The sequence below is a fragment of the Weizmannia sp. FSL W8-0401 genome, assembly GCF_038009125.1.
GTDB lineage: Bacteria > Bacillota > Bacilli > Bacillales > Bacillaceae_C > Weizmannia > Weizmannia coagulans.
This window is the reverse complement of sequence record NZ_JBBPAG010000001.1, coordinates 822,413-842,844: the sequence shown is the minus strand read 5'-3', so window position 1 is coordinate 842,844 and position 20,432 is coordinate 822,413. Positions and strand designations below refer to the sequence as shown.

Sequence of the window (20,432 nt, the reverse complement as noted above, 5' to 3'; positions counted from 1 at the left end):
TATAGCGCTATTCGCCTCTGAAGCGTTTTGTTCATGTGAAACATCAAGCGGCCCGGCGGTCTCCGGTGCAGCCGGCACCCATAAGCTCCCGATCCGGAACAGGTGTGCAGGCCGTCCGTGCCAACAAAATTGTATAGTGGGATCAGCCCGGAACGGATCCCGTGCAAGTTTTCCGGATCGCCTGTTGGCATTCGCCGTGGCGGCCTTCGCACGAACCTGCCTGGCCCGTTACCTGCTTTTACCGGGCTGTAACGGCCGTCGCTTTTGTAATGGCTTGATCGAGGTCGGCTGTCAAATCTTCGACGGCTTCAAGCCCGACAGACAAGCGGATCAAATCACCCGTGACCCCTGACTTTTCCAGTTCTTCATCGCTCAGCTGCGAATGCGTAGTCGTTGCCGGGTGGATGATCAGCGATTTCGCGTCGCCGACATTCGCTACATGCGACCACAGCTTGATATTGTCGATCACGCGCCTCCCTGTTTCCCGGCCCCCTTTCACACCGAAGTTAACAATGGAGCCGTAGCCGCCGTTCAAATATTTTTGCGCCAGCTCATGGGACGGATGGTCTTCAAGGCCCGGATAATTGACCCATGCAACACCCGGATGGTTTTTCAGAAATTCCGCGACTTTCAACGCATTTTCGTTATGCCTTTCCACGCGCAGATGCAGCGTTTCAAGCCCTTGCAGGAATAAAAAGGCGTTGTCCGGGCTTAAAGCCGGCCCGAAGTCGCGCAAAAGCTGAACGCGAAGTTTTGTGGCGAACGCAGCCTGTGCCGTGTCGACGCCGTAGCGCAAGCCGTGGTAGCTCGGATCCGGTTCGCTGAAGTCCGGAAATTTCTCTGTGTTCCAGTCAAAATGCCCGCCGTCAACGGCAACACCGCCGATCGCCGTTCCGTGCCCGCCGATCCATTTTGTCGCCGAATGGACAACCACGTCCGCTCCCCATTTGATCGGATTCGAGCCAAACGGAGAAGCAAACGTGTTGTCGACAATCAAAGGAATGCCGTTTTCATGGGCAACTTCCGCCACTTTTTCCACGTCGAGCACCTGCAGGCTTGGGTTGCCGATAATTTCCGCATACAATGCTTTCGTTTTCGGGGTGATCGCCTGGCGGAACGCTTCAGGGTCAGACCCGTCCACAAACTTGACGTTAATGCCGTATTTCGGCAATGTCACGGCAAACAAATTATAGGTGCCGCCGTAAAGATTGCTGGCGGATACGATGTCGTCGCCCGCACGCACAATATTCAAAATGGAGAAGGCAATGGCCGCCGCGCCGGATGACAAACCGACAGCCGCCGTTCCGCCTTCCAGTGCGGCAACGCGTTTTTCAAACACATCCACAGTCGGATTGCCGAGGCGGGAATAAATGAAACCTTCTTTTGATAAATTGAAGACGCCCTCTGCATGTTCTGTATCCGGAAAAACGTAAGAAGTCGTCCGGTATACCGGCACGGCGCGCGAGCCTGTCGCCGGGTCCGGTTCCTGGCCCCCGTGCAGCAATAAAGTTTCCGGTTGTAATGATGATTGTGTCATTTTTAAAGCCTCCCGATTTTTTAAAATTTTCCCGCGAAAGATGGAAGAGGAAATGAAAAACCCTCTTCGTAAGGGAAGAGGGTTACAATGTATGTAAGTTCCTCCCTTATCTTTCAGACGCATGTCTGTAGGAATTAGCACCTTTTCAGGCAAATGCCTGAAGGTTGCCGGGCTTCGCAGGGCCTAGTCCCTCCGCCGCTCTCGATAAGAGTTTCTTTTCATAATTCAATTTTGAATGACTTATTGTTTAAGATTATAGAAGACCAATGGCAAACCGTCAACCTTTTTTGAAAAAATTTTCTTTTTCTTCTACAAAATTGGCGACAACAGCCGGGAAATGGACTCTTTAAACCGTACATAAAGCGGCCGGTTCTGGTAAACATGGAGCGTTAATTCGGTTGATTTGGCCATGTCGTCCCGGAAAATGCCGGCAAGTGTGCCGGAAAGCTCGCGGTCGTACAGCACGGCGTTCACTTCAAAATTGAGGCGGAAACTGCGCACATCAATATTGGCCGTGCCGACGGAAGCAATTTTCCCGTCTACGACAATCATTTTCGCGTGGATGAACCCATTTTGATAAATGTACACTTTGACGCCCGTTTTTAACAGCTGGCCGATGTTGGAAAGCGTCGCCCAGTAGACAAACATATGGTCCGGTTTATTTGGAATCATAATCCGGACATCCACTCCGGATAAGGCGGCAAGCGTCAGCGCATTCAGGAGGCTGTCATCCGGAATAAAATACGGTGTTTGCAAATAAATATATTTTTTGGCGGAATTGATCATTTTAATATAGCTGTTTTTAATCTGCTCCCATTCGGAATCGGGGCCGCTTGAGACAATCTGGATATCGGTTTCCCCCTGCGGCGGGATGACCGGGAAATAACGTTCTTCATTTTTCACATCATGCGGCGATGCCTGATTCCAGTCTAAAATAAAGCGGGTCTGCATGGCATAAACAGCGCTCCCGGAAATCCGTAAATGCGTGTCCCGCCAATAACCAAATTTTTTATTCAGGCCAAGATACTCATCCCCGACGTTAAAACCGCCGATATAACCGACCCGTCCGTCGATAATCGCCAATTTCCGATGGTTTCTGAAGTTGACGCGCAAATTAATGAGCGGGATACGGGCTGGAAAAAAGGCCGCCACTTCCCCTCCGGCTTCAATCAGCGGCCGGAAAAATTTGCGGCGGAACAGCATCCGCGATCCCATATCATCATAAAGCAGCCGCACCTTTACGCCTTCTCTTGCTTTTTGGGACAGCAGGTCAATCAATTCATGGCCGAGACGGTCATTCCGGAAAATATAATATACAAGATGAATACTGTCTTTTGCATTCCGGATGTCTTCAAATAAAGCCTGGAATTTTTTCCTGCCGTCTGTGAAAATATCGACGTGATTGTCCTGGGAAAGGATCGCCCCGTCATTCATCAGCAGCATATAAACGAGATCCTTATACTGGGCTGTCCGCTCATCATGGAACGGAAACCGGTTTTCGCGCAGCAGTTCAATCTGCTGCTGGGAAATTTCCTTAATGCCGATCTTCTCCTGTACCTTCCAGTCAAAAATTTTCCGGCGGCTTAAATTTTGCCCGAATACCAAATACAGGATAAAGCCGGCAATCGGCAGGAATAGCAGCACCAAAAGCCAGGCCCAGGTTGCGCCGACATCCCGCCGTTCGAGGAAAATAACGGTTCCTGCCAGAATAAAATTCAAAAGAAACAAGATAACCAATAGTACCGTTACAATCATTGCGTTCTCCTTTTCGTACACCCTTTGTTCCTATTGTAGGTTTGTTCCCGGCCGGTATCCGGGAACACGGTGAAGTGTTTTGAAATTGATATAGGATATGTTTGCGCAGCAAAAATAACAATTGTATCATACCATAATATTTGCGTCTTACCTATCATACAGCACTTTCCCTGCCATTGCATGCAAAAAGAACCGCACCAATAGATACGGTTCTTTTTCGCGCCTTTATTAAAAGTTAACGTAGTTTCTCGGGTTTTGGGCACCGGCATGTGGCGGCGGTGTCCAGCGGCCGTTATAAATTTCAAAGTGAAGATGGGGCCCTGTTGATTCCCCGGTATTTCCCATTGCGCCGATCTGCTGTCCTTTGCTGACGTGCTGCCCGGTGCTGACGCTGTACGAGCTCAAATGGGCATAAACGGTCGTGTACAACTTCCCGTTAATATAGTGGGTGATCATGACGCAATTCCCGTATGAAGAAGAGTGGTACGCCCTGAACACGACACCGTCGGCTGCAGCGACAACCGGTGTCCCGATGCTGTTGGCAATGTCAATGCCCGGATGGAACCCGCCGGAACGCCCGCCGAATTCAGATGAAATATATCCGGATGCCGGTCGCGTAAAGGACCCGGAAGATACTTGCGGAAGGGATCCGCCGGAATGGCTCCCGGAACTTGACTTGACCGATGCAGAGCGGGTTGTCCCTGCGTTTGATCCTGCTGATCCTGTTGATCCTGCATTCGTTTGTGCCTTTGCTGCTGCATCTGCTTTTGCTGCAGCCTTTCTTTCTTCCTCCGCTTGCTTTTTCGCAAACGCAATGGCTTTTTCAATGGAAGCTTTTTGGTCAGCCAGGATGCTCTTTTGTTCACTCAGCGACATTTTCTCTTCTTTAAGGCTGTCTTTTTGTTTTTCCAGCTTTTTGATTAATGCCGATTTCTCGCTCTCATCCTGTTTCAGACTGTCTTTTAATGATTGTAAATCAGACAGCATCGATTCCAAATCGGACAGTTTCTTCTCTACTGATGCCTGTTTGTCTTTTAAATCCTGTTCATCTTTTTTCTGTTCTTCCAAAATTTGCCGGTCTGCTTCAACCAATGTCTTCACTGCCGAAAAGCGGTCAATAAAATCACCGACGCTTTTCGCTTCCAAAAGAACATCCAAATAATTAACCGAACCGCCGCCGTTTTTCTGCATTGCGCGGGCGCGGTCTTCTAAAATGGCGTTTCGGTCTTCAATCCGCTTTTTGATTTCGGCGATATTTTTCTTCAGATCAGCAATCTGGCTTTTCGTTGTGCTGATATTCTGTTCCTGCTCGCTGATTTTTTTGTTCGCCGATTGAATTTTAGACTCAATCGCCTCAAGCTGGCTGCCGAGAGAAGCCTGCTTGTCTTGAATGTTGGAAATCTGGTTGTCTTTTTTGTCCATTTCGGATTGGACATTGGAAAGTTTACTCTCAATCTCGCTTTTTTTCTGCTGCAAATCTCCTGCCGCACTCGCATTGGACTGGTAGCCGAACAGGCCGCCCAAGCTGAGCGTGCATACAACGGCAGCAGGCAGAATGGAACGCTTCTTCATCTTTTTCCCCCTCAGAGCAATATGGTTTTGTTTTATGTATCCGGGGACGCAACGCCCCGTTTTTCCTATGTTTTAAAACGAACGGAAAAGGGTATAGCATAAAAATCAGGGACCGTTCGGACGGGACCGGAATACATCCCTGCCGTTCCCGTTACACTTTCAAATAACGGCGGATCGACATCGAACTGCCCCAGATTCCGATGCAGACGCCAAGCACGAGCAGCAGGCCGTCTATGCCGTAAATGAACGGGCTGATATCAAGCATATGGATAATATTGTTTTGAAGCTTCGGCTCCACGATTTTATAAACGGAGTAATAGCCGAAGGAAATCAGCATAATCGGCAGAATGGACCCCAGGATCCCGAGCCAGAGCCCTTCGAGAAGAAAAGGCCAGCGGATAAACCAGTTTGTCGCCCCTACCAGTTTCATAATCTCGATTTCTTTTCTTCTGGCAAAAATCGTAATTTTAATCGTATTCGAGATAAGGAACATCGCCGTAAGCAGCAGGGCAATGATTAACACAACCCCGACATTGCGGCAGATACTTAAAACATGGAACAGCTTTTCCACTTTTCCTTTACCATAAATGACGGATTCGACATGGTCCATTTTTTGAATTTGTGCTGCAACTTTCGGCGTGTCTGTCGGCTGCTTTGTTTTGACAATAAATACATCATACAATGGGTTGTCCTGCTGGAACAGTTTAAAATCATCACCCATTCTTTTAATCAATTCTTTTAATTCCTGTTGTTTAGAAGAAAACTTGACAGAATTGACGGCATCCAGGCTCTCAATCTCGCTTTTCAATTTTTCCCTGTCGGCAGCCTTTGCCGCTAAATCAATATGGACGCGAATTTCCACGTCGTTTTCAATATCGGAAGCAAATTTATTCATGTTCAGGATGATGACAAAAAATACGCCGACCAGAAGCAGGGTAATCGTTACGGCACTTGCCGATGCAAACATCATCCAGCCATTCCGGCCAAGGCTTTTAAAACTTTCCCGGAAGTGGCGTTTAAGCGTATTAATCTTCATAACCGTAACCTCCCAGCTGCTCATCGCGTACCACTTTCCCGCCTTCAATAGCGATGACGCGGTGCTTGTTTGTGTTTACAATATCACGGTTATGGGTAGCCATGACAACCGTTGTCCCGGTTACGTTGATGTCTTCGAGGATTTTCATAATGTCCCATGAAGTTTCCGGATCGAGGTTTCCAGTCGGCTCGTCCGCAATGACCACTTTCGGCATGTTGACGATGGAACGGGCGATGGAAACCCGCTGCTGTTCACCGCCGGACAACTCAGAAGGCAGCATTCTTGCTTTATTTTTCAACCCGACCTGGTCGAGTACTTCCATAACGCGGCTCCGGATATAGGAAGGTTCCTGCTCGATCACTTCGAGGGCAAACGCGATATTTTCATATACAGTCAATGTCGGCAGCAACTTAAAATCCTGGAATACGACACCGATCTGCCGCCGGAAATAAGGAATCCGTTTGTCCCGGAGCTTTGAAAGATTGACGCCGTTCACGATGACATCCCCTGCTGTCGGCTTTTCTTCGCGGTAAATCAGTTTGACGAGCGTGGATTTGCCTGCGCCGCTCGGGCCAACGATATAAACAAATTCGCCCTGGTTGATTTTTATATTTAACCCGCTCACGGCCATGACGCCGTTCGGGTACTTTTTATAGACGTCCTTTAATTCTATCATTTCCTCACCTGGCTTTTTCAATGTAGCGTGCCGAAATGAAAAATGTGTCAACGACACCGGCAAAAAACGCCAATTTTTGCAATACCCATACACCCGTCCCAGTAAAAGATCCGCACGGGATGATTTGCTGTAAGAAAAGGCTGCGTAAAAGCCTTTCTGCATAAAATTTGACTTTTTTCTCTTTTCAACGCGCGAGAATCCGCATAATTGCTCGAAATTCGCACATTAACTATTATAGCATCCCTTGCCTTAAGCGACATTACAGTTTTGTTTCAAATTTCCTAATAAGCGAATTTTATTTTTTCATTTTTTTCAAAAAGATTGCGTTACGCTCGCTTCTTATCTCTTACTGGACCGGCATTTTTTCAGATGTTACAGAGCAGACCGTTTCTAAGACCCGCATTAAAAAAAACGGGCCGGAAACCGGCCCGTTTTTGTCATTTTTTCTTGGAGAGCCATTTCGCGACTTTTTGGGCATCATCTCCCTTTAAAAGCCCTTTTGGCATGTCTCCTTTTCCGTTTTCAATGACATTTAAAATCTGTTTTTCACTGAGCTTAGAACCGATATGCTGCAAATTCGGTCCGACGTTCCCCTGCAATTGGTCGCCATGGCAGGCAGAACATTTTTGGTCTGCCAGTTTTTCGGCATCGCCGCCACTTGCCGTGTTTTTCCCGCCGCCTGATGATGGAGACCCGTTCCCGCAGGCAGCAAGCCCGGCTGCAAGCAGAACCGCCGCCAAAGCTGCGCACCATTTTTTCACACGAAGCCCTCCCTCCTGTGCACATTCTTCTTCCATTATACCGGATGGCCGCCCGGGCTTGGCAAGAAATACGAAAAACGCGTAAACGCGCGGCTACGGCATGTTAAAACCTTCGCCCAGCACTTCGGCGGCATCCATCACAACAACAAATGCCTTCCCGTCAATGGTTTTGACAAGGTTTCTCAACTTAATAAATTCAGACTGGTCGACGACACACATCAGAATCGGTTTTTCCTGATCGGTAAATCCGCCATATGCATGGAGCCTTGTAACCCCGCGGTCGATCTGGAACAAAATCTCTTTCCGGATATCCTCGTATTTGTCGGAAATAATGAGCACATTTTTCGAACGGTTCAGGCCGACCTGGACGAGGTCAATGGTCTTGCTTGTGACAAACAGCCCGATGATTGCATACAAACCCTTTTCAATATCGAAAACAACAGCTGCTGACAGGACAACTAGCCCGTCAATCGCAAGCACACATTTTCCGAGTGAGATGCCGGTAAATTTATGGATAATTTGCGCGGCCAGATCGGTTCCGCCGGTTGAAGCCCTGCCGAGAAACACAATCCCGAGCCCCGCCCCGACGCCGATCCCGCCAAACAGTGCGGCCAGCAGTGCATCATGCGTCCACGGCTGCCAATTTTCCGTCAAAAAAACAACAAACGGCAAAAACACGGTGCCAACAAGTGTTTTGACACCAAATTGGTAACCTAAAAAAATGAGGCCGGCAAGAAACAGCGGAATGTTAAGCCCCCATTGCACATAGGCCGGCTTCCATCCGAACAGCCCGTGAAAAATCGTGCTGATCCCGCTGACGCCGCCGGACGCAATATTATTCGGAAGCAGGAAAACATTAAATGTAATCGCGACAATTGCCGACCCGGCAAGTATGTATCCATATTCCATCATCATCGTCCGGTATTTGTTCGCCGGTTTTCTCCTTTTCTTTGCCATGTCCATCCCCCTTTTCATAAAAAAACGGATGCCACACACCAATATACAGGACCGCTTGTTTCGCACCCCTCATATATTTTCCGGCATTGTGGCATCCGGGCCTGTCATGCGTTCAATTTTCAGGAAAACTTTTTTCTTATTACGAAATATGTGAGCGCAGGTAAGCATCAATGAACGGATCAATTTCGCCGTCCATCACCGCCTGGACATTCCCTGTTTCAACATTTGTCCGGTGATCTTTTACCATGGAATATGGATGGAACACATAAGAACGGATCTGGCTGCCCCACCCGATCTCTTTCTGTTCGCCGCGGATTTCCGCCAATTGTTTCTCTTTCTCTTCTACTTCTTTTTGGTACAATTTCGCTTTCAGCATTTTCATGGCTTGTTCGCGGTTCTGAATTTGCGAACGTTCCGATTGGCAGGAGACGACAATTCCGGTCGGAATATGGGTAATCCGGACAGCCGAAGACGTTTTGTTAATGTGCTGGCCGCCTGCCCCGCTTGCCCGGTATGTGTCGACACGCAAATCTTCCGGCCGGACTTCCACTTCAATGTTGTCGTCTATTTCCGGCATCACTTCGCACGAGACGAACGAAGTGTGGCGGCGGCCGGCTGCATCAAACGGCGAGATCCGGACAAGGCGGTGAATGCCTTTTTCCGCTTTAAGATAACCGTACGCGTTATGCCCTTTGAAAAGGAGGGTGACGCTTTTCACACCGGCTTCGTCGCCCGGGAGGTAATCGAGGGTTTCGACTTTAAAGCCTTTTTTCTCGCCCCAGCGTGTATACATTCTGAGCAGCATGGAACACCAATCCTGGGATTCCGTACCACCCGCGCCGGGATGCAGTTCCAAGATCGCATTGTTCGCATCATACGGCCCGTTTAAAAGCAGCTGCAGCTCGTATTCATTTAATTTTTCCGTAAACCCTTCAAGCTCAGCTTCAAGCTCTTCTTTCAGTTCCTGGTCATTTTCTTCTTTGGCCAGTTCGTACGTGACTTCGAGATCCTCCTGTTGCGACTCGAGTTCACGGTAGCCGTTTACCATTTCTTTTAAAGCATTGGATTCATTAATAATTTTCTGCGCTTCCTGCTGGTCGTCCCAAAAGTTAGGCTCCAGCATTCTTTCTTCCAATTCGGCAATGCGCGTCTCTTTTTCTTCTAATTCAAAGAGACCCCCTGAAACCCGCTAATTTCTTAGCTGTATTTTCCAATTCTGCTCTGATTTCCGATAATTCCATTCCATTCACCTCATTAAATTTTTCTGCTGTTTTCCGCAAAAAAGAAGGGCGGCGTTTTGCCCCTTCTTTTTTTGCGTATGCCTGCCTGATTTTAAGCCTCAAGCCGGCCGTGGCAGTTTTTATACTTTTTGCCGCTGCCGCACGGGCAAGGGTCATTCCGGCCGATGCGCACTTTTTTGCGGACCGGTTTTTTCTTCACAGCGGTTTCTTCCCCGCCCGGCACGACAGCCTGGCCTTTTGCCACTTCCTGCCGCTCCAGGTTGGTTTGGATTTCTGCTTTCATAATATATTTTGCCGTATCTTCCTCGATGGATGCAACCATATTTTCAAACATGGCAAAGCCTTCCGACTGGTATTCGCGCAGCGGGTCGATCTGGCCATACGCACGCAAGTGGATCCCTTCACGGAGATGGTCCATCGCATCAATATGGTCGATCCATTTTGAGTCAACGGAGCGCAGCAAAATGACTTTTTCAAATTCGCGCATCTGTTCCGGCCCGAATGCTTCTTCTTTTTCATCATAGCGCATCTTCACTTTTGCCATGATAAGGTCAACCATTTCGTCCGGTTCTTTTCCGAGCAAATCTTCCCGTGTGATGTCGCCTTCACGCAGCAGATTGGTCAGGACATAATCGACAATGCCCTGCAAGTTCCATTCTTCCTCATCTTCATGAAGCGGCGCATTGGCGTTTACAACGCGTTCTACGACCGAACGGATCATTTTTTCAACGATTTCACGCAAATTATCCGCCGTCAGCACTTCATCGCGCTGCTTATAAATGATCTCGCGCTGCTGCCGGAGGACATCATCATATTGGAGCAGTTGTTTCCGGGCGTCGAAGTTATTGCCTTCCACCCGTTTTTGTGCGGATTCAACGGCGCGCGACACCATTTTGCTCTGGATCGGCTGCGTATCATCCATACCGAGCCGTTCCATCATGCTCTTCATATTATCCGATCCGAAGCGGCGCATCAGTTCATCTTCCATTGACAGATAAAACTGTGTTACCCCGGGATCTCCCTGGCGTCCGGAACGCCCGCGCAACTGGTTGTCGATCCGCCTTGATTCATGGCGTTCGGTTCCGATGACGGCAAGGCCGCCCAGTTCCACGACACCTTCGCCAAGCTTGATATCGGTACCGCGCCCGGCCATATTTGTCGCAATCGTAACCGCGCCTTTTTGCCCTGCCTGTTTGATGATTTCCGCTTCACGCGCATGGTTTTTCGCGTTCAACACGTTATGCGGGACGCCTCTCTTTTTCAACATTTGGGAAATCAATTCAGACGTTTCGATCGCAACCGTCCCGACAAGCACCGGCTGGCCGAGGTCGTGGCGCTGCTTAATATCCTCGACAACAGCCCTGAACTTGCCTTCCATCGTTTTGTAAATCAAATCCGGCCGGTCGTCGCGGATGATCGGGCGGTTTGTCGGGATCACGACAACACGCATGTTATAAATGTTGCGGAACTCTTCTTCTTCCGTTTTCGCCGTACCGGTCATCCCGGCTAGCTTCGCATACATCCGGAAATAGTTCTGAAACGTGATCGTGGCCATCGTCATGCTTTCGTTCTGGATCTCCACGCCCTCTTTTGCTTCAATCGCCTGGTGCAGCCCTTCACTGAACCGGCGGCCTTTCATCAGGCGGCCGGTGAACTGGTCGACGATGATGATTTCCCCGTCCTGCACGACATAGTCGACATCCCGGTGCATCGCAACATTGGCTTTCAGTGCCTGGTTAATATGGTGGTTGATCGTCACATTGCGGAGATCATACAGGTTGTCGATGTGAAAATATTTTTCAGCTTTCGTGATGCCTTCTTCCGTCAGCAGCACACTCTTCGTTTTCACATCATAAGTGTAATCTTTTTCTTTTTCCAATGTACGCACAAATGCATTCGCTTGTGTATACAGTGCTGTCGATTTTTCAGCTTGTCCGGAAATTATAAGCGGCGTCCGCGCTTCATCGATTAAAATCGAGTCGACTTCATCAATGACCGCAAAATAAAGCGGCCGCTGCACTTTTTGTTCATGGTAAAGCACCATATTGTCGCGCAAATAATCGAAGCCGAATTCATTGTTCGTCCCGTATGTGATATCTGCTGCATATGCGGCCTGTTTTTCTTCGTTCGACATATTGGTTAAATTCAGGCCGACAGTAAGCCCGAGAAATTTATACAGCTCGCCCATTTCCTCGGCATCCCGCTTCGCCAGGTATTCGTTCACCGTGACGACATGGACGCCTTTCCCGGACAAGGCGTTCAAATAAACCGGCATCGTGGCGGTCAGCGTTTTCCCTTCACCGGTTTTCATTTCGGCAATATTTCCTTCATGGAGCGTAATACCGCCCATCAGCTGGACATGATAAGGATAAAGCCCGAGCACACGCCTGGCGCCTTCCCGGACAACCGCAAAAGCTTCCACAAGCAGGTCATCAAGGCTCTCGCCGTTTTGGTAACGCTGCTTAAACTCTTCCGTTTTGTCGCGCAGCTGCTCATCCGACAGCCTTTCCATATCCGACGCCAATTCTTCAATCTGGTTTGCGATCTTCTCAAGATGTTTCAGTTCACGTTTGTTGGCATCAAAAACTTTGTCCAAAAAAGCCACCATTCAAAACGCTCCTTTATTTCAGTATCAAAACAGGACTGTTTCGGCCCTATCATTGTAATTGCCATGACTTTTAAATTTTAATTATAGCACAGTTTCTTTTCTGCGTCACTTTTTCCGCCGGGTTTTCCCGGCCATGTTAAACCAGGGTTTCCATGCTTTTTGGGGAAAATTCCGATGATACAGCCCAGGATTTGCCGGGTGCGTGTATTTTGTTTTCTGAAATATACCTTATTGTATTGTAACACTGAAACGGAGCGCATACAACAAAAGAACCCGGAGACAGGCTGCCGGTGCTTAAGGCTAAAAATCCCATAAAAAATAAACAAAATATTGCCGCTCTGTTGCCTGCTGCAAAAAGCCATCGCCATGCAAATGGACGCCCGGGGCTGATGCACAACTTCAGGTATATCGTCTATATCGTCCTTTAAAATCCATGCCGGGCAACCGGTTTTTAACCTCCAGGGAGATTCCGGCTTTCCCGGTTCGGCATGCCCGGGCCGCTGTCTGAAAAAAAATGAAGAGGCCTGAGCACCCATTTGGAATTGGAAAAGCGTTTTACCAGGCCGCCACCATGCCGTCCGCACGCGATTCCGTGCCGCCCATCAGTACGCCCGTGTCCGGATTCCGCCAGATGATCTGGCCGCGGCCGAAACCGCCAGTATCCGCAGCCACTTGAACATCATGCCCTTTTCGGATCAGCCCTTGCACAAGGTGATTCGGAAAATGGGGTTCTACCAGCACTTTTTTCCCCTCCGTCCATTGCCATCTCGGGGCATCCAGCGCCTGCTGCGGATGAAGATGAAAATCAATCGTGTTCATGATCACTTGGAAGTGGCCCTGCGGCTGCATATAGCCGCCCATTACGCCAAACGGTCCGATGGCTTCCCCATCTTTTGTTAAAAAGCCGGGAATAATCGTATGATACGTCTTTTTGCCGGCTTTCAATGCATTCACATGCGTTTCATCCAAAGAAAAATCATGCCCCCGATTTTGCAAGGCAATGCCTGTGCCCGGAACGACAATACCGGAGCCGAATCCCATATAATTGCTTTGGATATAAGAAACCATATTTCCTTCCCCGTCCGCCGCCGCCAAATAGACAGTGCCGCTCTTTGGCAGTTCATACGGTTCCGGATCCAGCGCCAGATCCCCGATCAACCTGCGCCGGTTTGCAGCATAGCCTTCCGAAAGCAAATGTGCAATGTCCGCCTTCATTTCCCCGGCATCTGTAATGAACGCTTTACCGTCCGTAAAAGCGAGTTTCATTGCCTCAATTTGTTTATGATAGGTATCCACGCAGTCTTTTTCACGGAATTCAAATCCGCGCGCAATATTGAGCGCCATCAACGCAACAAGCCCCTGGCCGTTCGGCGGCATTTCCCACACCTCATAGCCGCGGTAGCTGGTGGAAATCGGCTCCACCCATTCGGGATGATAGGCTTCCAAATCTTCCCTGCTTAAAAAACCGCCCCATTTCCGGATGAAGGCACTGATTTTTTCTGCAAGCGGCCCCCTGTAAAAACTTTCTGCTTTCGTTTCCGCAATTTCCTTCAATGCCGCGGCATGCCCGGGCGATTTCCACACTTCTCCTATTGCAGGCACCGTGCCGTCCGGCGCAAACGTGTCAAACCATGGCCGGAACATTTCTTCTTTAAAAATCGTTTGAAAACGGCGGAATGCCCTTTCCCAGTATTTTCCCAAAACCGGCGAAAGCGGGTACCCTTCTTCCGCATACCGGATTGCCGGTTGCAGAACGTCTGTCAGAGGGAGCCGACCGAATTTTTCCGATAGCGCCGCCCATGCTGCCGGCGCGCCCGGCACCGTAATCGGGACCACACCATAAGCCGGCATTTTTTCATACCCCTGTTTTTTCACGGCCTCAATGGAAATCGACTGCGGTGCGGGCCCGCTTGCATTTAAACCATGCAGCTTCCCGCCCGCCCAAACAATGGCGAATGCATCTGAACCGATGCCGTTCGAAGCCGGCTCCACGACCGTTAAGGCGGCGGCTGCGGCAATAGCGGCATCAATCGCATTGCCGCCTTTTTGTAAAACTTCAAGGCCGGCCTGGGCAACTAGCGGCTGTGAAGTGGCAACCATTCCTTTTTTGGCAAAAACGGTATTTCTGGTGGATACATAAGGATGATACAAGTAATCCAGGTCCATCATCTTTCCCCCTCGTATAGAAATGTCTGTCCCTGCACTGGCCTTTCCTGCAAGCGGATGCCTTGCCGGCTGCCCGCCTCCCGGTTTCCAGTCCGCCATCCGGGCTTTTCTCGCTTCCTGCTTGCCTTTTTTCTTCTCTATCCTAAACATAGGCACCGGCTCATTTTCACCTTTCTGCCGGGGCCGCGTCCACTGCAGCATGGCGGCTCATTAGACAAAAGAGCCATGTCTGCCAAGGGTTTTGTCCCGATAGAAGCTCCAATTGACAAAACCACCGGCGAAGCAGGGCGAATTGTCTAATTAGGTCTTCTATCCTGAACATAGGCACCGGCTCGTTTTCACCTTTCTGCCGGAGCCGCGTTCCTTGCCAGCTCGCGTTGTGTGCTAAAAAACCGCCCCCCGGCCCGCTTTGCTTTCACCGGATAGGCCCATGCTGCAAAAGCACCCGCGGATTCACCGCGGGTGCTTGCTTCGCCATTCCCTTATTTTGTTTCAATCAGCCCGTATTTGCCGTCTTTGCGGCGGTATACGATGTTCGTATGATTTGTTTCCGCATCGGTGTAAATGAAGAAGTTGTGGCCCAAAAGGTTCATTTGCAGCACTGCTTCTTCACTGTCCATCGGTTTTAAGTTAAAATGTTTGGTCCGCACAATTTGCAGTTCTGAGTCTTCTTCTTTCCTGGCTTGTTTTTCTTTCAGTACGGCGTCCGGAGTGAACAGTTCCCTCGTGCTTCCTTTTTCACGCAGTTTCCGGTTTACTTTTGTTTTATGTTTGCGGATTTGCCGCTCCAATTTGTCAGCAATCAGGTCAATTGCCGCGTACATATCCTCATTGGTTTCTTCCGCGCGCAATACGAGCTGCGGCATTGGAATTGTAATTTCCACTTTGGAAGTTTTATCCGGATTGACTTTAAGTTTTACATTGACGGAAGTGTCTGGCGTTTCTACGAAATACCGATCCAACTTGTTCACTTTTTTCTCAACATAATCCCGAATCGCCGGAGTTACCTCAATGTTTTCGCCACGAATGTTGTAGTTCATCATGTGGACCCCTCCTCATCAACTGGCAGCCCCTTGCATACCGCGGTATGCTCGTACTTTCACTTTGCACGGTAAAAGCGCTGCCTTCTCTAATAATCTTACACTTATATATTTACACATTTCCTGTCTAAATTCCTTCTTTTTTGGCGAATTTTTCTTAGAAATATTTGTCATCCCCCTGTTGCCGCTGTAAAAAGCAGCCATCATGCCGGTTTACATGGCCTTTCCCGAAAAAAAGAAGTTCTGCATCGATCAGAACTTCTATCTTTTCCGGTCATAAAACCTTCCATCATTTAACTGCAGGGACTGGTACGGATTTATATACTGCTTCATGGACGTTTTCTTTTTCGCAGCTTGCTGAATATCGTTCCGGATGCCGGACAGCGTTTCCTGCATCAGGGGCTTCAATTGTTTGTCAAGATCCATGATTTTTCTTCCAAGCCATTGCGCTTCAGCGGAAAAAGGCGGTTTCATGGCAGCAAGCAGCGCCCCGCGCCGGTCGAGGAGCCGGTGGACGTTTTGGATCAAGGTTTCCCTCGGCTGTTCTTTATGAAATTCCGAAAGCAGCGCTTCCGTCAGCTCCAGGCAGGCGGCTAGATCGCCCATCATACTTTGCCGCCCTGCCCGTATGTTTGCCGGCGGTTTGCCTGGATGACCTGCTTCCAGGTGTCGCGGAAACCCGTTACCAACTCTTCCGCTGTATCGAGTTTTGACATATCATTTTTCACATTGGCCTGGATCAGTTCGCGCAGGATAAAATCGTAAAGGGAAAGCATCTTTTCTGCATCTTCAAATTTGCCCGTATCGAGCGTCATCATCAATTCGCGGATGATGTTTTGCGCTTTTTGGATATTTTGATTTTTTTCTTCAAAATTTTTGTTTTCAATGGCTTTTTTCGCCAAATGGATAAATTTCAGGCAGCCATTGTACAGCATCAATGTCAGCTCACCCGGCGATGCGGTTGCAATCGAGTTGTTCTGGTACGCCTGGTATGGATTACGTGTTGCCATTTGCGGCCCCTCCTTTAACTATTGCTGAAAAAGCTGGATAGATAAGTATATTGGCTGTTGTATTTTTGGATTGCTTGCTCCATCGATGTAAACTGCGCATAATAACGGTCTTCAAGCTTGCCCAGTTTGTCGTTCATGTCACGGATTTTATCCGTCAAATCGTTGATGTTTTTCCCGATCGTAAACTGGGTGTTCACATAAGTGGATTTCCCGGCTTTGTCAACGATCGTGTTATAAGTATTATTGACGCTGTCGTACAGCCTTTGGACAATGCCTTTTTCCGATGTTGTGCTGCCGGTCGCGCGAAACAGCAGTTCAACCGAATCCGGATCGTTTTGGATCGCGGCCTTCAGCTTGTCTTCATTAATTTCTAGCTTGCCGCCTTTAAGCCAGTCGGAAGTCGTTGTGATGCCGATGCTTGATAATTGGCTGTATTCGGATGAAATATTGGCGTTATTTACTTTTGAATAAATCAATGACCGCATGTTCGACAGGGAACTTTTCAGCGTCATATCATTCCTTAAAAGGCCGCTTCTCGCTTTTTTATCCCATTGGTCCTGCTGCGTGTCCGTCAATTCCTTGCGCTGGTCGTCCGTAAGCGGCGCATAATCCGGGTAGCGGTCTTCATTCAGCTTCGACTGCACGGCATCAATCAGGCTGTTATACTGGTCCACGAAATTTTTGATGTTTTTGAAAATGGTGTCCGTATCGTTAGAGACCGTAACCGTGACGGGTGTATCAAATTTGCTTTTAAGGGTGTACGTTACGCCGTTGATGGCGAACGTGTTGGTTGTCCGTTCGGTATCCAACCCATTTATGTTGAACACGGCATTCGTACCACCGTATTCAGTGCTGCCGCTAAATTTTAATGTATCCCGCAAAAAATCGTAAGTATCTGTATCAGAAGAAATAATGATTTCATTACCGTTATCCACAGATGAAGACGAATTAAAATTACCGGTCTCTTTTCTCGTCAGCGTAAACATATCTTTATATTCGTCATAATACATTGTCAAACCTAAGTTTGAATTGTTCACTTTAGAAATGACATCATTTAACGTTTTATCCGCGCCGATATAAAAATTGCCGTTCACCAGCCCGCTTGAAGTATACGTTTTTAAGTTAAAAGAAGTGTAATTTTGCTGGTAGCTGATTTGGATAGCAGAACCGCTATAAATTGACCCGAAATCGCTATTAAAATCAATTTTTCCCGTTTCCGGATTAAGGGTGCCGATCTGGGTCGAACCAATGAATAAATTCATATTTCCGTCCGTGCCTTGGGAGAGTGAGACGTTATTGTTTCCAACTGTCATAGTAAATGAATCGGTGATAATGTCCCCAAAGTCCAATTGTATTGATTTCGTATCAGACGAGACGGTTGCACTTTTTGTTGCTTTATCCACCACGTATTCAACACTAATGCTCGTCCCGGCGGAAATATTTGAATTAAATTTTAATGTTGCCTGCCCGCCAGCAGTTGTAAGTAAAACCTGGTTATCACTGAGCGTAACGGACGGATCTTTCACCACTTCATAAGTTTTTCCGTTCATTTTTACATTCATTGGCATATTACTGTTAAGTGTGCCCTTTAAGTCAAACGTAACAGATGTTGGATCTGTGGAGTCCCCTTTGGCTGTTATGGTATCCGATATTACTCCCCCTTGGCTCCATTTGATTGACCCGCTGAAATTTCCTGACTGTTTCCATAAGGATTGATTCAAATCAACCTTATTGGATGAATCTGTTGAAATTGGGGCTTTGGCTACCCTCGTCGCTGCCGTCGCCAATTGTTTTACACTTTGAATTGTCGTTGACCCCAGCGATGCATTATTCGCCGCTGTTGCCGTTACATAGCTTTCATTTGATGAAGTCGTCGTGCGTGCCCTGTACTTGGAAGTCAATTTCATGTTGGACAGCGTGGAGCGGAAGTCAAAATATTTTTGGTTCAGCGTCCGGTAGTCTTCTTCCTGCCACTCCAAAATTTGCTTTTGCTGCTGCAGTTTGACCAAAGGCTGTTTTGCCACGGTCATCATTTTTTCGACAATAGAATCGATGTCCATGCCGCTCGCAAGCCCTGTAATTCTTTGTATGGATGTCATTCAATCCCCTCCTTTATACCTTTTCATCGGCCAGAATCCCGACATAGTGCAGCATATCGGCATATGTATCCAAAATCCTTTTCGGCGGAATTTCTTTAATCACCTGGTCCGTCTTGTCGTCGATAATCGTAACATAATATTCTTTTAGCTGGTCATGAAATTGAAATTTTAAATGGGTGGAGGATCCGGACAGGAAATGGTTCAGCTGGTCCACCGCTTTTTTCACTTTTTCTTTCGTTTCTTCATTGGCGGGAAGGATTTGTTCCCTGGTTTGTTTTGTCACAATTGGCCTGGCCTGATCCGCCCCGGTTGCCTTTTGTGCCTGCGGTGTACTGGTTGCAAGAGGCGGATGCGCAGCCTGCCACTGCGTCGCTCCAATCATAGCAAGTTCTCCTTATGTTCCGGCGTTCCCGCCATGCCTTGTTTCATGGCGGAACAAAACCGCTTTTTTGTCTACTATTTGTATCGGATGTTTCCAGCCGTTTTTAACATCCGCCGCTTTAAAATTTCACTTTGGCGAATGCCTTACTTGAGCCGCACGGGGGATGCAAGGCAAATTTTTGGGATAAAAGGCAGATACCCATACAGACACCGGGTTTTTCACATATGCTTTATCGTACAAAAAATAATGGGGTTGAGGAGGAAAAAACTTTGAATACAGATTATCAGGGAGTTCCTTACTATGAAACATTTCACCAAGAAGATGTAAGATTGCGGCCGTGGGGATTTGGAGGCTTCGGATTCCGGCCATGGGGTTTTAGGCCATGGGGATTCAGGCCATGGGGATTCGGTTTTGGCCCGTTCCTCGGAGGGTTTGCAGGCGGCCTGGCAACATCGGCATTGCTCGCACCTGCGCTTTACGGCGGCTACGGCTTCCCGTACGGCGGCTACGGCTATTTCTGGTAGTCCGACGCAAGAAGCCGGCCTTTAAGCCGATTTCAACTTTGCGCCGGCCTCCCGTTTAAGAAATAGAGTAGCGGATCATTTGCTGGTTTTAATAAGCGATGGTCGTTGGACACAAGGCGTAAAGAATCCGTTTTCATATAATCGCCCGGCACCGGCTAAATGCCGGTGTTTTTTTCACTTCGGCACTTCCTTCACGCACCGCCCCTGCTGTTTACGCCCGCCTCGATACATAACGGTTTTCTTTTATCCAGAACCGGTACGGGTAATGTTTGGCTTCACCGGTGTTATCGATTCCGATGCGCGGGCCGGTTTCGATTTGTTCCGGTTCGTATCCTTCCGCAATAAAGAGCGGGCGTTCGTAAAATACGCGCCCGTAGTCTTCCATTGTAATGCCTAATGCTTTTGTTAACTTCCCGGGACCGTTTGTGAGTTGCTTTGCTTCCTTGACTTTCCGGCGGGCAAACATCAGCTCCGTTCCAATAAAAGGTTCCACGGCACGGATCAGGATGGCTTCCGGTGTGCCTTCCCGGCCGCTGACGACATTCACGAGGCAGTGGGTGTGCATTTGGTATGTATACACGTGGCCCGGGCCATAGTACATGATTTCCGTTCTTTTCGTCCGCCGGTTTCCATAACTGTGCGCGGCCCTGTCCCATGCACCCATGTATGCTTCCGTTTCGGCAATAAAACCGGCCGCCGTTCCTTCTTCCGTCTCTTTGACGAGCAGGCAACCGAGAAGGGCACGCGCCAGCTCCAGCGTATCTTTTTTAAAAAAAGCCGCCGACAAAGGCATAAGCGGGGCTTTTCTCACATGAATGCCTCCTTTCTATATGGGGCGCTACTTTCCGTACATTAATGATACCCGGCAAAGGGCACTTTAACTCCTTTCTCCATATCATATGGTATCCGGCCAAAAGCATCTTTCCGTGCAATAAAGGATCTTTCACGCGCTTAAACATGCGGCAGCGGTTTCGCCGAGCACAAACGAAAACCGGAGTGAACTCTCTTCCCATGCAATGAACGATTGATATCCCGAACGCTTCGAAAACCCCTTCTTCCCATCCATGC

The 20,432-nt window shown here is 48.5% G+C and carries 17 protein-coding genes and 1 riboswitch; of the genes, 1 reads left to right on the top strand and 16 read right to left on the bottom strand.

The features are described 5' to 3' along the window. Positions 1 to 238: 238 nt before the first annotated feature. The 15 genes from NSU00_RS03865 to flaG all read right to left on the bottom strand — a co-directional run bounded on the left by NSU00_RS03865 (position 239) and on the right by flaG (position 18,840). Positions 239 to 1,537, bottom strand: a complete 1,299-nt coding sequence (locus NSU00_RS03865; protein ID WP_340703451.1) for an O-acetylhomoserine aminocarboxypropyltransferase/cysteine synthase family protein — start codon at positions 1,535 to 1,537, stop codon at positions 239 to 241. A 103-nt stretch (positions 1,538 to 1,640) separates the two neighbouring features. Beyond that, positions 1,641 to 1,748, bottom strand: a riboswitch (SAM riboswitch). Between the two features lie 98 nt (positions 1,749 to 1,846). Then, on the bottom strand, positions 1,847 to 3,292 hold the full coding sequence (cls, locus tag NSU00_RS03860) for a cardiolipin synthase (protein ID WP_340703450.1): 1,446 nt from the start codon (positions 3,290 to 3,292) through the stop codon (positions 1,847 to 1,849). A 228-nt stretch (positions 3,293 to 3,520) separates the two neighbouring features. Continuing rightward, a complete protein-coding gene (locus tag NSU00_RS03855) occupies positions 3,521 to 4,864 on the bottom strand; it encodes a murein hydrolase activator EnvC family protein (RefSeq protein WP_340703449.1) in 1,344 nt (447 codons plus the stop codon). 151 nt (positions 4,865 to 5,015) lie between these two features. Then, positions 5,016 to 5,900, bottom strand: coding sequence for a permease-like cell division protein FtsX (gene ftsX, locus NSU00_RS03850; protein WP_340703448.1), 885 nt, complete (start codon positions 5,898 to 5,900; stop codon positions 5,016 to 5,018). Beyond that, positions 5,890 to 6,576: a cell division ATP-binding protein FtsE gene (gene ftsE, locus NSU00_RS03845; RefSeq protein WP_029142511.1), complete on the bottom strand. Its 687-nt coding sequence runs from the start codon at positions 6,574 to 6,576 to the stop codon at positions 5,890 to 5,892. The genes ftsX and ftsE overlap by 11 nt, the downstream gene beginning before the upstream one ends. A 437-nt stretch (positions 6,577 to 7,013) precedes the next feature. Further along, on the bottom strand, positions 7,014 to 7,373 hold the full coding sequence (gene cccB / locus NSU00_RS03840; protein ID WP_013858631.1) for a cytochrome c551: 360 nt from the start codon (positions 7,371 to 7,373) through the stop codon (positions 7,014 to 7,016). A gap of 57 nt (positions 7,374 to 7,430) precedes the next feature. Next, entirely contained in the window at positions 7,431 to 8,294 is an 864-nt protein-coding gene (locus NSU00_RS03835) for a YitT family protein (RefSeq protein ID WP_340703447.1), read from the bottom strand. Between the two features lie 139 nt (positions 8,295 to 8,433). Continuing rightward, positions 8,434 to 9,535, bottom strand: a protein-coding gene (prfB, locus tag NSU00_RS03830; protein WP_148256237.1) for a peptide chain release factor 2 whose coding sequence is annotated in 2 segments (ribosomal slippage) — positions 8,434 to 9,462 and positions 9,464 to 9,535 — 1,101 coding nt in all. Because the reading frame shifts where the segments join, the coding sequence is not laid out codon by codon here. 91 nt (positions 9,536 to 9,626) lie between these two features. Beyond that, positions 9,627 to 12,143: a preprotein translocase subunit SecA gene (gene secA, locus NSU00_RS03825; protein WP_017553902.1), complete on the bottom strand. Its 2,517-nt coding sequence runs from the start codon at positions 12,141 to 12,143 to the stop codon at positions 9,627 to 9,629. Between the two features lie 555 nt (positions 12,144 to 12,698). Beyond that, positions 12,699 to 14,309, bottom strand: coding sequence for a gamma-glutamyltransferase family protein (locus NSU00_RS03820; protein ID WP_340703912.1), 1,611 nt, complete (start codon positions 14,307 to 14,309; stop codon positions 12,699 to 12,701). 482 nt (positions 14,310 to 14,791) lie between these two features. After that, the gene (hpf, locus tag NSU00_RS03815; protein ID WP_013858626.1) at positions 14,792 to 15,352 is read right to left on the bottom strand and encodes a ribosome hibernation-promoting factor, HPF/YfiA family; all 561 of its coding nucleotides are present in this window, start codon (positions 15,350 to 15,352) and stop codon (positions 14,792 to 14,794) included. A gap of 258 nt (positions 15,353 to 15,610) precedes the next feature. Beyond that, the gene (locus NSU00_RS03810) at positions 15,611 to 15,958 is read right to left on the bottom strand and encodes a flagellar protein FliT (RefSeq protein ID WP_340703446.1); all 348 of its coding nucleotides are present in this window, start codon (positions 15,956 to 15,958) and stop codon (positions 15,611 to 15,613) included. Beyond that, on the bottom strand, positions 15,955 to 16,359 hold the full coding sequence (gene fliS, locus NSU00_RS03805) for a flagellar export chaperone FliS (RefSeq protein WP_029143081.1): 405 nt from the start codon (positions 16,357 to 16,359) through the stop codon (positions 15,955 to 15,957). The genes NSU00_RS03810 and fliS overlap by 4 nt, the downstream gene beginning before the upstream one ends. A 14-nt stretch (positions 16,360 to 16,373) precedes the next feature. Then, the gene (gene fliD, locus NSU00_RS03800; RefSeq protein WP_340703445.1) at positions 16,374 to 18,458 is read right to left on the bottom strand and encodes a flagellar filament capping protein FliD; all 2,085 of its coding nucleotides are present in this window, start codon (positions 18,456 to 18,458) and stop codon (positions 16,374 to 16,376) included. A gap of 13 nt (positions 18,459 to 18,471) precedes the next feature. After that, positions 18,472 to 18,840: a flagellar protein FlaG gene (flaG, locus tag NSU00_RS03795; protein ID WP_195850612.1), complete on the bottom strand. Its 369-nt coding sequence runs from the start codon at positions 18,838 to 18,840 to the stop codon at positions 18,472 to 18,474. Positions 18,841 to 19,109: 269 nt separating this feature from the next. Between flaG and NSU00_RS03790 the strand changes: the two genes are divergently transcribed. After that, positions 19,110 to 19,364, top strand: coding sequence for a hypothetical protein (locus NSU00_RS03790; RefSeq protein ID WP_340703444.1), 255 nt, complete (start codon positions 19,110 to 19,112; stop codon positions 19,362 to 19,364). 211 nt (positions 19,365 to 19,575) lie between these two features. Here NSU00_RS03790 and NSU00_RS03785 read toward each other — a convergent pair whose 3' ends face one another. Then, positions 19,576 to 20,157, bottom strand: coding sequence for a DNA-3-methyladenine glycosylase (locus NSU00_RS03785; RefSeq protein WP_181980979.1), 582 nt, complete (start codon positions 20,155 to 20,157; stop codon positions 19,576 to 19,578). Positions 20,158 to 20,432 lie beyond the last annotated feature (275 nt).

Bases quoted from the DNA above. Each gene is read 5' to 3' on its own strand.
- NSU00_RS03865 (WP_340703451.1), bottom strand. From the start codon at position 1,537: ATGACACAATCATCATTACAACCGGAAACTTTATTGCTGCACGGGGGC.
- cls (WP_340703450.1), bottom strand. From the start codon at position 3,292: ATGATTGTAACGGTACTATTGGTTATCTTGTTTCTTTTGAATTTTATT.
- NSU00_RS03855 (WP_340703449.1), bottom strand. From the start codon at position 4,864: ATGAAGAAGCGTTCCATTCTGCCTGCTGCCGTTGTATGCACGCTCAGC.
- ftsX (WP_340703448.1), bottom strand. From the start codon at position 5,900: ATGAAGATTAATACGCTTAAACGCCACTTCCGGGAAAGTTTTAAAAGC.
- ftsE (WP_029142511.1), bottom strand. From the start codon at position 6,576: ATGATAGAATTAAAGGACGTCTATAAAAAGTACCCGAACGGCGTCATG.
- cccB (WP_013858631.1), bottom strand. From the start codon at position 7,373: ATGGAAGAAGAATGTGCACAGGAGGGAGGGCTTCGTGTGAAAAAATGG.
- NSU00_RS03835 (WP_340703447.1), bottom strand. From the start codon at position 8,294: ATGGCAAAGAAAAGGAGAAAACCGGCGAACAAATACCGGACGATGATG.
- secA (WP_017553902.1), bottom strand. From the start codon at position 12,143: ATGGTGGCTTTTTTGGACAAAGTTTTTGATGCCAACAAACGTGAACTG.
- NSU00_RS03820 (WP_340703912.1), bottom strand. From the start codon at position 14,309: ATGGACCTGGATTACTTGTATCATCCTTATGTATCCACCAGAAATACC.
- hpf (WP_013858626.1), bottom strand. From the start codon at position 15,352: ATGATGAACTACAACATTCGTGGCGAAAACATTGAGGTAACTCCGGCG.
- NSU00_RS03810 (WP_340703446.1), bottom strand. From the start codon at position 15,958: ATGATGGGCGATCTAGCCGCCTGCCTGGAGCTGACGGAAGCGCTGCTT.
- fliS (WP_029143081.1), bottom strand. From the start codon at position 16,359: ATGGCAACACGTAATCCATACCAGGCGTACCAGAACAACTCGATTGCA.
- fliD (WP_340703445.1), bottom strand. From the start codon at position 18,458: ATGACATCCATACAAAGAATTACAGGGCTTGCGAGCGGCATGGACATC.
- flaG (WP_195850612.1), bottom strand. From the start codon at position 18,840: ATGATTGGAGCGACGCAGTGGCAGGCTGCGCATCCGCCTCTTGCAACC.
- NSU00_RS03785 (WP_181980979.1), bottom strand. From the start codon at position 20,157: ATGCCTTTGTCGGCGGCTTTTTTTAAAAAAGATACGCTGGAGCTGGCG.